The 12,427-nt window shown below is 69.5% G+C and carries 11 protein-coding genes; 9 read left to right on the forward strand and 2 right to left on the reverse strand.

Annotated elements, in window-relative coordinates; all coding sequences use genetic code 11:
• Positions 1 to 5: 5 nt before the first annotated feature.
• Positions 6 to 506, forward strand: a complete 501-nt coding sequence (locus tag AC1D2H_RS04820; RefSeq protein ID WP_477927666.1) for a glutathione peroxidase — start codon at positions 6 to 8, stop codon at positions 504 to 506.
• A gap of 13 nt (positions 507 to 519) precedes the next feature.
• On the opposite strand, the gene AC1D2H_RS04825 is transcribed toward AC1D2H_RS04820, so the two are convergent.
• Complete coding sequence (locus AC1D2H_RS04825; RefSeq protein ID WP_478010089.1) at positions 520 to 1,185, reverse strand: Crp/Fnr family transcriptional regulator; 666 nt, start codon at positions 1,183 to 1,185, stop codon at positions 520 to 522.
• 56 nt (positions 1,186 to 1,241) lie between these two features.
• Between AC1D2H_RS04825 and AC1D2H_RS04830 the strand changes: the two genes are divergently transcribed.
• The 8 genes from AC1D2H_RS04830 (at position 1,242) to AC1D2H_RS04865 (ending at position 9,396) form a co-directional block, all read left to right on the forward strand.
• Positions 1,242 to 2,366: a DUF2332 family protein gene (locus AC1D2H_RS04830; RefSeq protein WP_478010090.1), complete on the forward strand. Its 1,125-nt coding sequence runs from the start codon at positions 1,242 to 1,244 to the stop codon at positions 2,364 to 2,366.
• Positions 2,367 to 2,614: 248 nt separating this feature from the next.
• Positions 2,615 to 3,412, forward strand: a complete 798-nt coding sequence (locus tag AC1D2H_RS04835) for a vWA domain-containing protein (protein ID WP_477927672.1) — start codon at positions 2,615 to 2,617, stop codon at positions 3,410 to 3,412.
• Between the two features lie 82 nt (positions 3,413 to 3,494).
• Entirely contained in the window at positions 3,495 to 3,827 is a 333-nt protein-coding gene (locus AC1D2H_RS04840; RefSeq protein WP_478010091.1) for a hypothetical protein, read from the forward strand.
• Between the two features lie 50 nt (positions 3,828 to 3,877).
• Complete coding sequence (locus AC1D2H_RS04845; protein WP_478010092.1) at positions 3,878 to 5,074, forward strand: amino acid aminotransferase; 1,197 nt, start codon at positions 3,878 to 3,880, stop codon at positions 5,072 to 5,074.
• A 1-nt stretch (position 5,075) separates the two neighbouring features.
• Positions 5,076 to 6,077, forward strand: coding sequence for a hypothetical protein (locus AC1D2H_RS04850; RefSeq protein ID WP_478010093.1), 1,002 nt, complete (start codon positions 5,076 to 5,078; stop codon positions 6,075 to 6,077).
• Between the two features lie 108 nt (positions 6,078 to 6,185).
• Positions 6,186 to 7,430: a D-amino acid dehydrogenase gene (locus tag AC1D2H_RS04855; protein WP_477927680.1), complete on the forward strand. Its 1,245-nt coding sequence runs from the start codon at positions 6,186 to 6,188 to the stop codon at positions 7,428 to 7,430.
• Positions 7,427 to 8,515 (forward strand): serine hydrolase, encoded by a 1,089-nt coding sequence (locus tag AC1D2H_RS04860; RefSeq protein WP_478010094.1) that lies wholly within the window; start codon positions 7,427 to 7,429, stop codon positions 8,513 to 8,515. Before AC1D2H_RS04855 ends, AC1D2H_RS04860 begins: the two co-directional genes overlap by 4 nt.
• Positions 8,494 to 9,396 carry a S66 peptidase family protein gene (locus AC1D2H_RS04865; protein ID WP_478010095.1) on the forward strand — a complete coding sequence of 301 codons (903 nt, stop codon included), beginning with the start codon at positions 8,494 to 8,496 and terminating at the stop codon, positions 9,394 to 9,396. Before AC1D2H_RS04860 ends, AC1D2H_RS04865 begins: the two co-directional genes overlap by 22 nt.
• 77 nt (positions 9,397 to 9,473) lie before the next feature.
• On the opposite strand, the gene AC1D2H_RS04870 is transcribed toward AC1D2H_RS04865, so the two are convergent.
• A complete protein-coding gene (locus tag AC1D2H_RS04870; RefSeq protein WP_478010096.1) occupies positions 9,474 to 12,386 on the reverse strand; it encodes a TonB-dependent receptor plug domain-containing protein in 2,913 nt (970 codons plus the stop codon).
• Between the last annotated feature and the right edge of the window lie 41 nt (positions 12,387 to 12,427).

A 12,427-nucleotide genomic window follows, 5' to 3' on the forward strand; every position in this document is an offset into this window, starting at 1 on the left:
CCCCCATGAGTGATCGCGGCGAGAGCGTCTTTGACTTCCAGGCCGTTTCCATCCGCGGGGAGCCCGCCGACCTGGCCTCGCAGCGCGGCAAGGTGCTGCTCATCGTCAATACGGCCAGCGAATGCGGCTTCACGCCGCAGTTCAAGGGCCTGGAGCAGCTCTGGGAGGATTACGGCCCGCAGGGCCTGGTCGTCATCGGCTTCCCGAGCAACGAGTTCCGCGGCCAGGATCCCGGCAGCAACGACGAGATTGCCAGCTTCTGCGAGCTGAACTACGGCGTCAGCTTCCCGATGATGGCCAAGATCAAGGTCAACGGCGGCGAGGCCCATCCGCTGTGGAAGTTCCTGAAGAGCGAGAAGCCCGGCTTCCTGGGCACCGAGGCGATCAAGTGGAACTTCACCAAGTTCCTGATCGGCCGCGATGGCCAGGTCATCAAGCGCTTTGCGCCCAACGAGCCGCCGGAGAAGCTGCGCGGCGACATCGAGGCGGCGCTGGCCGCTTCCTGAGGCGCCCTGAGCCTCATTGGCGCGGCAGGGGCGCCCGCCACAGCCAGCGGTTGCGGCCCCGCCTGACCTGGCCGGCGGCTTCTGCCTCGCCCAGCAGTTCGTTGGCCGTCTGGCGTGACAGATGGGCCAGCCGGGCCAGTTCGGCCTGCGTCGCCTGCACCTCGACCCAGCCGTCGTCCGCCGTGCGGCCGCGCTCGCGGGCCAGTTGGGCCAGGGCCAACGCAAAGCGTTCCGCCGCGCTCTGGTGGCGCGCCGCCTGCAGCAGGCGCAGCGTGCCGTCGTAGCGGCAGGCGAATTCGGCCAGCAGCGCACGCGCGAAACCCGGCACCTCGTCCATCAGGCGTGTGTAGGCCTCACGGCCGAACACCAGCACCTCGCTCGCCCCGCGCGCGACCGCCTCGTATTCCGACGGCCGGCCGGCAGCAAAGGCGGCCAGGCCGAACAGGCGCGGCGGGCCGACGTTCTCGATGACGGAGACCGTGCCGTCGGCCGCCGTGAAGCGGGTCTCGATCTCGCCGGCCGCCACGGCGTAGAAGGCCGTCGTCCGCTGGCCCTGCACGAACAGGCTTCTCCCGCCGGCCAGGCGCCGCCTGGCAATGCCGGCGGCGATGTCGTCCGGCAGCGCGATGCCGGGGAAATGGACCTCGAAGACGCGTTGCAGCGCGGGATCATGGGACATGCCGCATTGTCGGCTGGCCGACACAAGCCGTCGGCTGCCCTGCCTATGCTGGGCGCATGGACAGACAAGCCCTATCGACGCTGCTGAGCCGCTTCGGCCTTGGGGAATGCAGTCAGGAACCCCTCTACGTCGCGCTGTGCCGCATTGCCGCGCAGGACGACAAGGCCCTGGCCCTGCTGGCCGAGGCGCCCGCCGAGCAGCGCAAGGCCAATCTGCTGCTGGCCGCCCTGCATGAGCGCGTGCTGGCCGGCGCCGCGCCCGAACTGGCGGCGTATTACCGCAGCGCGGGCGGCAGCCGGGAGCCCGATGCCGGCCTGGCCGCTGCGCTGGCGGCCTGCCTGGAGCGCGAATGGCCGACGCTGCTGCGCCATCTGCGCGAGGGCGCCACGCAGACCAACGAGATTGCCCGCGGTGCCGCCATCTGGCCGGCCCTGGGTGAGGCGGCGCGCGCGACCGGCTCGCGCCATCTCGCGCTGCTGGACTTCGGCTGTAGCGCCGGCCTCAACCTCGGGGTCGACCAGTACGCCTTGCGTTACCGCGATGACCAGGGTGTCCTCCACGACCGCGGCCCGGCGCGCGACGGCCGGCGTGCCGAGATCGAATCCCGCTGGCTGGGTGCCGCGCCGCTACCGGCGGCGGCCGATTGGCGCCTGGCGCTGCGGCATGGCCTGGATCCCGCCCCTGTCGACCCCGGTGACCCCCGGCAGTTGCGCTGGCTGCAGGCTTGCCTGTGGCCGCACGACGACACGCGCCGCCAACGCCTTGCGCGGGCCGCGGCCCAGGTCAAGGCCTTGCCGGTCAACCTGGTCCAGGCCGGTGACTGCATCGCCGCCATCGAGCCCTGGCTGGCCGGCCTGCCCGCAGGCGTGCAGCCGGTGCTGCTGACGAGTTGGGTGCTGTATTACCTGTCCGCCACCGAACTGGCCCGGCTGAGAGCGGCGGTGGACCGCCTCGCCCTCAGTCACGGCCTGGCGTGGGTCTGCGGTGAGCTGCCCGCCTTGGCCGCACCTGACGCCGCCGCGCCGCCCCTGCCCGAACTGCCTGTCGGGGAAGTGGCCTCATCGGCCACGCTTTGGATGCTGCGCTGGGCCACGGCCGGCCGGCCCTGCGCAAAAGCCCTGGGCTGGTCGCATCCGCACGGCCGCTGGGTGGCCTGGGATGGCGCCGATCCGGGGTCCTAGGCCTAGGGGTGTGACTTACAAGTTAGGGATGTCGGGATACTTTGCAGTTTGTAAAGACGGGTTGATGAGTTGGTGGTAAGTCTTTGAAATGAAAGGGGTTTTTTTGCTGGCACGGTGCCTGCTAAACCCAGGTGTCCGGGTTTGCGGGGCTCGTCATGGGCGGCTCCAAGAACGTCAGGGGGGATCCCCGCAAATCCGGCAAGACGGCATCGCCAAGAACTCTCTTCATCAACCTCAACGAGCAGCCCATGTCCATCATTTCCCGCTTCATGCGCGGCGCCCTGGCCTCCCTGGCCCTGGCCACCGCCACCTTCTCCGCTTCGGCGGCCCCCACCACCCAGCTCGGCTTCCTGATCGACGCCTCCGGCAGCATCGGCATCGCCAACTTCAACCTGATGCGAAATGGATACATTTCGGCGCTGGGCGCCCTGCCGCAGGACGGCAGCATCGAGGTGACGATCTACACGTTCTCGAGCAGTGCCGCGGTGCTCGTCGCTCCTCTGGTCGTCTCGAGCGCTGCTGACATCGCCACCATCACCGCCGCCCTGAACGGCTTCTCCTATGCCGGTGGCGGCACCAACACGGCCGATGGCATCCGCAGCATCTCGGGCGCGATGCTCGCCTCTGGCAACTACAACGCCGGCCTGCGCAGCATCATCAACCTGGCGACGGACGGCGTGCCCAACAGCCAGCCCGACGCCATCGCCGCCGCCGCTGCGGCTCGCCTCGGCGGTATCGACGCCCTCACGGCTGAGGCCGTCGGCGCAGCGGGTGCGGCTCCCTCGATCGCCGAGATGGTGTTTTCGCCCCTCTGCGCTGTCAACGCCGGCTGTGGCGTCGTCCTGCCGGACGGCAGCATCCCCACCGACCCGATGACTTCTGCCAACCCGTGGGTTCTCGAGATCAACAACTTCGCTGACTTCCCGGTCGCCATCAACGCCAAGGTGCAAGCCATCGTGAACCGCGTGCCGGAACCGGGCTCCGTCGCCCTGGTCGGCCTGGCCCTGGGCCTGGTCGTCGTGGCTCGCCGCAGCCGCAAGGCCTGATAACTGTCCTTCCGTCATTTCGGCGGATGATCGAGACCGGCCTCTGGCCGGTCTTTTTGTTTGCGAACCCGAAAGCTTCCCCATGCGTATCTCCTTCTCGCGTGCCCTGGGCCTGGCCCTGCTGGGCCTGACCGCGGTCTCCGCCAATGCCGACTGCAGCACCAAGGACCGCAGCGAGCAGGTCGCCGTGGTGCTGTGCAGTGCCAACACCAGCCAGGACGCGCTGAAGGCCGCTGGTGTGGCCGCCTGCAAGGGCAAGCAGGTCTGCAATGCCTGGATCTGGGAAGACGCGAGCAAGCTGCCCGCCAAGGCCCCCGCCCTCGACAAGGACCTGCCCAAGAGCGCCAGCGGCGCCGCACGGGCCGTCTGGATCAATGATTCCGAGCACCTGATGGAGTTGCGCAAGGCGCGCTGACAGGCCGGCGGCGACCCGGATAATCGCGACTCCCCAACGGAGTCCGCCCCATGTTCGAGCACGTCGACGCCTATGCAGGCGATCCCATCCTGAGCCTCAACGAGGCCTTCCAGAAGGATCCCCGCGCCGGCAAGATCAACCTGTCCATCGGCATCTATTTCGACAACGACGGCCGCATCCCCATGCTGCCTTCGGTGCGCGCTGCCGAGCTGGCCGTCGTCGAGGCGGCCGGTGCACGGCCCTATCTGCCGATGGAGGGCGCTGCCAATTTCCGCAGCGCCGTGCAGGTGCTGCTGTTCGGCGCCGATCACCCGGCGATTGCCGCCGGCCGCATCGCCACCATCCAGGGCGTGGGTTCCAGCGGTGGCCTCAAGGTCGGCGCCGACCTGCTGAAGCGCTACTTCCCCGACAGCAAGATCTATCTGTCCGACCCGACCTGGGACAACCACCGCGCCGTGTTCGAAGGTTCCGGTCATAGCTGCGAGACCTATCCCTACTACGACCCGGCCACCGGCGGCCTGCGCTTCGACGACATGCTGGCCTTCTTCAAGGCCCTGCCGACGCGCAGCATCGTCGTCATGCACGCCTGCTGCCACAACCCGACGGGCGTGGACCTGACGCAGGAGCAGTGGCGCGCCCTGGTGCCCGTCATCCGTGAGCGCGGCCTGCTGCCCTTCCTCGATCTGGCCTACCAGGGCTATGGCGATGGCATTGATGAAGACGCCTTCGCGCCGCGCCTGCTGGCCGACGAAGGCCTGTCCTTCCTGATCGCCAACAGCTTCTCCAAGAGCATGAGCCTGTACGGCGAGCGCTGTGGTGGCCTGAGCGTCGTCTGCCCGGATGCCGACCAGGCCGCGCGCGTGCTCGGCCAGATGAAGTTCATGATCCGCCGCAACTACTCCAACCCGCCCATGCATGGCGGGCAGATCGTCGCCAAGGTGCTGACCGATGCCAAGCTGCGCGCCATGTGGGAGGCCGAGGTCAAGGAGATGCGCGAGCGCATCCAGTCCATGCGCCGCCAGCTGCACGACGTGCTCGCCGCCAAGCTGCCCGGCCGCGACTTCAGCTATTTCCTGACCCAGCGCGGCATGTTCAGCTACACCGGCCTCACCGCCGACCAGGCCGAGCGCCTCAAGACCGAGTTCGGCGTCTACATCCTGCGCTCCGGCCGCATGTGCGTGGCCGGCCTGAACACCCGCAACGTCGAGGCCACGGCCGAGGCCATGGCCGCCGTGCTGGCGGGCTGATTTGAGCCGCGTGCCCACCTGGGCGGCCGGCCTCGCGCTCGCCTTCGTGGCCGGCGCGAGCGTGGCTGCCGAGGCGCCCCCGGCGGTCGATGCGATCACCTGGGTGGTCAGCAACACCATGGCGGTGCCGGACGGCGACCGGATGCGGCGCCCTGCCGACGAGCTGACGCAGTGGCTGCAGGCGCGCCTGCCTGGCGTGGCCTTCAAGCCCGTCGTGGCCAATGCCGAGCGCAGCTGGGCGCTGATTCGCGAGCAGCGGCACGCCTGCCATGCCGGTGCGGCCCGCACGCCCGAGCGCGAGCGCCTGGCCTATTTCACCAACACCTGGCTGGTGCCCCCGCCCCAGCTCATCGTGCGCCTGGACCGCCGTGCCGCGCTGCCGCTGGACGCGAATGGGGCTGTCGACCTCGAGGCCCTGCTGGCCGACGCGTCGCTGCGCGGCGTGGTGACCCAGGGCCGCAGCTATGGCACGGCGCTGGACGCCATGCTCGGCGCAGCACCCGCGAGCCGGCAGCTGCAGAGCGTGTATGGCGGCGATTACGGCAGCAACCTGCTGCCCATGCTCATCCAGGGCCGGGGGGACTACACCCTGGACTACCCGAACACCCTGGTGGCCTTCGCCAGCCGGCCGGCTGGTGAATCGCAGCCCTCCAGCCGGCCGGCTGGTGAATCGCAGCCCTCCAGCCGGCCGGCTGGCGAATCGCAGCCCTCCAGCCGGCCCGCCGGCGAATCGCAGCCCGCCAGCCGTTCCCCGGGTGACCAGCTGGCCGCCCTGCCCATCAAGGGCGCGAGCGACCCCGTCGTCAGCGGCATTGCATGCCCCCGCACGCCCTGGGGCCAGGCGGCCATCCGGCTCATCGACGCGGCCCTGGGCACACCCGAGGGAGCGGCCATGCTGCGTGACACCCTGCGCGTTTCGCTGCCGCCCGACACCCAGCGGGCCTACCGAGACGCCTGGGACGGCTTTTTCAAGCAGCGCGCCCGGCCGACGCCGGGGCTCTGAGCGGGCCGCGCGCCATAACGCGGGGTGATGGCCGCAGCCGCCGCTTTCATTGGCCGCTGACGGCGCCCCTCTTTACCCTGCCGCCCAAGACAAGGGTCCAAGGGCAGGATGAAGCATTGCGTGGTGATCGGCGGCGGTGTGGTGGGCTTGACCACCGCCTGGGCGCTGCTGGAGCGTGGCCACGGCGTCACGCTGATCGAGCGCGACGGCGAAGTGGCGCAGGGCGCCAGCCGGGCCAATGGCGGCCAGCTGAGCTATCGCTATGTGTCGCCGCTGGCCGACGCCGGCGTGCCGCTGAAGGCGCTGCGCTGGCTGCTCGACCCCGATGGCCCGTTGCGCTTCAAGCCCGAGGCGAATTGGGCGCAGTGGGCCTGGCTGATTGCTTTCCTGCGCAACTGCCGCGGGCCGGTCAACCGCCGCACCACCGAAAGATTGCTGGCCCTGGGCGCCTACAGCCAGGCCTCCTTCGCGCGGCTGCAGGCCGAGGCGCAACTGGGCGACAGCATCGCACTGCGCACGCCGGGCAAGCTGGTCGTCTACCGCAAGCCGGCGGAATTCGCGCGCGTCGCCGCCCGTGTGCAGGGCAGCGGCGCCGAGCAGGCCTTGTCGCATGACGATTGCGTGGCCCTGGAGCCGGCGCTGTCAGACACCGAGGCCACATTGGCCGGCGGTATCTTCACGCCCGGCGAGGCGGTGGCGGACTGCCATGCCTTCTGCACCGAGTTGCATGCACGCTTGCGCCAGCACGAGCGCTTTCGTGGGCAGGTGGGCGCGCGCGTCAATGGCTTTCTGACCAGCACGCGTGGCGCCGTGTTCGGTGTGCAGACCGATGCGGGCGACGTCACCGCCGACGTCGTCATCCTCGCCGCCGGCCTGCACAGCCGCGCGCTGGCGGCCACCGTGGGCATCGAGCTGCCGCTCTATCCGCTGAAGGGCTACAGCCTGACGGCGCCCATCCAGCCCGGTCACCGTCCGCCCGAGGTCAGCGTGACCGATTTCGAGAAGAAGATCCTCTACGCCCGCATCGGTCAGGAGCTGCGCATCGCGGCCATGGTCGACCTCGTCGGCGACGACCTCAGCCTGGACGCCGGCCGCCTGGCCTCGCTGCAGCGCTCGGTGCGCGCCACCTTCCCCAACGCGGCCGACTACGACCGCGCCACGCCCTGGGCCGGCCTGCGCCCGGCCACGCCCAGCGGCGCACCCATCCTCGGCGCCAGCGGCGTGCCCGGCCTGTGGCTCAATGTCGGCCATGGCGCACTGGGCTTCACCTTCTCCTTCGCAACGGCCAATATCGTCGCCGAGTTGGTGTCGGGCCGCGCGAGTCCGCTGCCGTTGGAAGGGCTCAGCCTGTGAACGCTGACGAGCTCGCTCAGGCCTTGCTGAAGGCCGTGCGCGCCCAGCATTTCGAGCAGACCGCCGACAGCCTGCGCGGCGGCGAGCCGCTGGACGCGCCGCCCAGCATCGACCTGGCGGTGGCCGTCTTCCCGCGCGATGGCGTGGCGCCGGTCTGCGCCAATGTGCTGTTCTCGCGCGAGCATCCGCAAGGCTTGGTGGCGCGCTTCGACGCGACCACCGGCGCCGTGGCCAACATCGCCTTCCACGCCGACGTGCGCGACGCCAAGGGCGATTCCTATGCCTGGCTGCCCGGCGCGGACTGGCCCCGCATCGACTTCCCCGCCTGGTTCGGCCAGGGGCCGCGCTTTGTCGCGCCCTATCCGGCCTCGCTGCTGAAGATGATGGTGGCCGTCGGCGTCGCCCGCCTCGTCGATGCCGGCCGCAGCGACTGGGCCCTGCCGCTGAGCTTCGCGGCCAAGACCCGTCCTATCGCCGATTGGCTGTTTGACATGATCACCGTCAGCAGCAACGAGGCCACCTCGGCCCTGGTCGCCCACCTGCATGAGCGCGGCGCCATTCGTCGCGAGGGCGGTCGCGAGGTGCACAACGAGATGCACGACCTCTTCAAGGCCGCCGGCCTGCCCGGCCTGATGATCGCCAACACCCAGCCCGACGGCGGCTGGGGCAATGGCGCCGGCTCGGGCGTCGGCCAGATCCAGATGACGGCCTGGGATGCGCTGCGCCTGATGTGGCGGCTGGACGCGGACGCGCCCGTCGCGCCGGCCCTGGTCAGCCCCGCCAGCCGCGATGTCATCCGCCGCGCGCTGGATGCGCAGAAACTGCATCACAACCTCAGCAGCGAGTCGCTGCGTGCCCTGCCCGGTTGGGTGCCGGGCATCCCGGCACGCTTTGCGCACAAGACCGGCAACACGCAGAACTACACGAGCGACGCCGGCATCGTGCATGACGGCGAACTGCATTACCTGATCGCGATCACGACCAGCCTGGGCATGCGCTACGCGCCGCATCCCGACGCGTCGACGACCTGGAAAGTGCCCGCCCTGGGCGCCGCCATCCACGCATGGCTGAAAACGAATTCCTGATTCCGCCGCTGAATCCGGGCGCGACGGTGGCCGTCATCGCGCCGGCCGGGCCGCCCAAGCCCGGGCGGCTGGATCCGGTCGAGGGCTGGCTGCGCGAGCGCGGCTACCAGGCGCGCTTGCTGCCGAGCTGCTTTGGCTCACCGCCGCTGGACTTCCTGGCCGCCCCCGACGCCGTGCGCCTGGCCGATGTCCACACGGCCTTCGCCGACACGGAAGTCGATGCCGTGCTGGCGCTGCGCGGTGGTTCGGGCTGCATCCGCCTGCTGGACCATCTCGACCTCGGCCTGCTCGCGCACACCCGCAAGCTGCTGATCGGCTACAGCGACCTGACCGTGCTGCATGCACTGCGCACCCAGGCCGGCATTCCCTCCCTGCACGCGCCCATGCCGGCCAGCGACTGGGGCCTGCCCGGCGCCGAGGCCGACACCGACGCGCTGTTCGACGGCCTGGCGCGCGGCTGGCGCGTCGGCGATGTCGTCGGCCAAGCGGCACCGCATGCGCTCAGTCATGGCGGCCGCGCGCGCGGGCGCCTCATCGGCGGCAACCTGGCGATGTTCTGCGCGCTGCTCGGCACGCCCTATTTGCCCGACGTTGACGGGGCCCTGCTCTTCATCGAGGACATCAGCGAGGAGCCCTACCGCGTCGACCGCATGCTCACGCAGCTGCGTCTGGCCGGCGTGCTGGACTGCATTGCCGGCCTGCTGGTCGGCAGCTTCAGCGGTTCTGAGAGCCCCGACGCGGTGCTGGCCGACCATCTGCCGCGACTGCGCTGCCCCGTGCTGGCCGGCTGGCCCTCGGGGCATGGCCAGCCGAACCGGCCGCTGCCCCTGGGTGTGGCCGCCGAGATGGATGTGGCGGCGGTGCGGCTCACCTTGATCTGAGGCTTCCAAAAAAAACAGCCCCGACACAGGGCGGGGCTGGAAACCGGCTTTCGGGGCCGGCAGGGAGTAAGTGGTCGTCAGAACATGCGGTACTCGACACGCAGCGTGTAGGCGCGGCCGCGCGGGTCGGCCACGCGCGGTTCCCAGCTGGAGCCTGCACCGGTGTTGGTGTCGTAGGTGACGCTGAACGGCGGGTCTTCGTTGAGCAGGTTCTTGATGCCGGCCGTGATCGTCAGGTTCTTGATGCCGCTCCAGGCCAGGCTGGTGTTGATGGTCGAGTAGGCCGCGACGCGTGGGCTCCAGTTGGTCGGCTTGACGGTGCCGTTGGCGACGCCGGGCAGCACGAAGTCCTGGTAGCCGGTGCGGTAGACATGCTGGACCGTCGCGGCCCAGTCGCCCTCGGTGCGCGTCAGCGTGGCGGTGTGCTTCCAGCGGATGCCCAGGTCGCCGGCGCGCGTGAAGCGGCCGACCTCGCTGCTGCCCATCGGCGCGCTCGGCACCAGGCGCGACTTCTTGTCCAGCAGATAGGACACGTCGAAGCCGCCCGTCCAGGCCGCGCCCAGCGCGTTGATGCTGCCGCGCGTGCTGAACTCCAGCCCCTTGGTGATGGTCTCGCCGGCGTTCACATAGCGGGTGTCGACGGCGACGATCTTGCCGGCACTGTCGCGGATGAAGTTGTCCTGGAAGTACTGGTAGTTGTCGGCCAGCGTCGTCAGGCCAAAGGACTGGATCGTGCCCTCGCGACGCACCGACCACCAGTCCAGGCTGGCCACCAGGTCCTTGTTGGGCTGGAACACCATGCCGGCGCTGTACATCTTGGCCTCCTCGGGGCCGAGGGTGGCCTTGCCGCCGAACAGCGTGCTGAAGTCGCGCACGCTGGCGCAGCCCGGCGTGTTGGACACGACGCGCGTCGGGCAGGTGGCCGGGTCGGTGAAGTCGGCGCCGACGAAGGTGCTCTGCGTCACCGGGTCGAACATCTGCTTGAAGGTCGGCACGCGGAAGCCCGTGCTGTAGGCGCCGCGGAACAGCAGCTGCTCCAGCGGGTTGTAGCGGATCGAGATCTTGGGGTTGGTCGTCGAGCCAAAGCCCGTGTACTCGTCGCGGCGGATGGCGCCGGTGATTTCCATGTCCTTCATGACCGGCACGGCCACTTCGGCGAACACGGCCTTGATGGTGCGCTTGAGCGTGCCGGCCGTGGCCAGCGCGTTGTCGAAGGGCACGTTGAAGATCAGCGCGTCGACGGTGTTGGCATTGGGGCGCAGATCGCCGTCGAACTTGTACTTCTCGGTGCGCGAGTCCAGGCCGACGGCGGCCATCACCGTGCCGCCGGGCAGCTTGAACAGCGGACCGGAGATGGTCGCGTCGGCCTGCTGCATCGTGAACTTGCCGCCGTACAGCGTCACGCCCTTGGCCGAGATGGCGTCCAGGGCCTTGAGGGCTTCGGGCGTCTGCTCCAGCGAGAAGGGGTTGAGCACGCCGGTGTTGATCAGGTTGGCGAAGGGCTGCCAGTAGTGGTAGCCGGTGCCGACGGTGGAGCTGCCCTTGCTCTCGGCGCGCGAGAAGCCGACGCGGTAGTCCCAGTCCTTCAGGAAGGGCAGGGCGCCGTCGGCGCCGATCAGGTAGCGGGCCGTGTCGGCCGTCGTCTCGATCTCGCGGTTGCCGCAGGGCATGCAGCGCCAGCGGAAGGCCATGCCCAGGCCGCGGTTGCCGGCCAGTTCGGGGAATGACTTGACCAGCGCGTCGAAGATCTGGTTGTACGACGCACCGGTGCTGGGGTAGCGCAGGTCGCGGAAGGGGCTGGGCACCGTCGTGCCGTTGGGCAGCGAGGTGTTGGAGGTGTTGGTGCCGCTGGTGATCTGGTTGGGCGAGAAGCTCTTGGTGGACTCCGCGCGGCCGAGCACGGCCTCGCCGAAGATCTGGTGCTCACCGAGCTTGAAGGTCATCCGCGTGACCAGGTTGGTGTTCTTGATGGGCTGCTGGATGACGGCGGCGCGGCCGGTGTCCCAGGCGCAACCGTATTTGGACGCGGCCGTGGCCCACAGCGCTTCCTGGTAGGGGCTCATGCCGTCCACCGACGAGCAGCCGGCGCCACCGGGCAGGTCCAGCACATTGATGCCGTTGACGCGCAGTGCCGAGTTGGCGAAGTCGACCGGGCCGGCCGTGTTGCTGCGCGTGCCATTGGGCTGGGTCACCGTCAGCACGTTCTCCTTGGTGCCGGCGACGCCGAACAGCGTCGCGATCGGCGTGCCGCGCGTGTCGGGTGCCAGGCCGCGGTCGGGCTGGTAGGTGTTGACGAAGTCGCGCTGGTCGCCGCGCAGCACCTTGTTGTCGCGCACGGACAGCGAGGCCAGGAAGTTGAAGCCGTTGGTTTCCAGGTTGCCGTAGCCGGCCGTCACGGAGGCGCCGTAGATCTCGCCGCCCTTTTCCTGCGGCACGTCGGCCAGCAGGTTCATCGTCAGGCCGCTGTAGTTCTGGCGCAGGATGAAGTTGATGACGCCGCCGATGGCGTCGGTGCCGTAGATGGCCGACGCGCCGTCCTTCAGGATCTCGACGCGGTCCAGGGCCGCGAACGGGATCTGGTTCAGGTCCACCGTGCCGCCGTTCAGGCCGTGGGCCGCCACGCGGCGGCCGTTCAGCAGGATCAGCGTCGCATTGCTGCCCTGGCCGCGCAGGTTGGCGCTGCTGGCGCCGTTGTTGCCGCGCGCCGCGCCGTCAACGACGTCGGCATTGCCGGCCAGGTTGTCCAGGCCGTTGCCGTTGATGTTGAGCTGCATGATCATCTGCTCGGCCGATGCGATGCCGGCCCGCTCCAGCTCCTTGCGGCTGATGACCTGGATGGGCAGGGCGCCCTCGTCCTTGATGCGCTTGATGCTGGAGCCGGTCACCTCGACGCGCTCCAGTCGCGTGCCTTCGTTCTGCGCCAGCACGGCGCCTGTGTGGGCGGCGAGGCCGACGATGGCGAGTTGGGCGACGAGACGGTTCAACTTCATCTGGGGGCTCCTGAACGTGATTCGATTGCCGTCGATGTTCG

Source organism: Roseateles sp. P1_C1_2 (genome assembly GCF_056406535.1).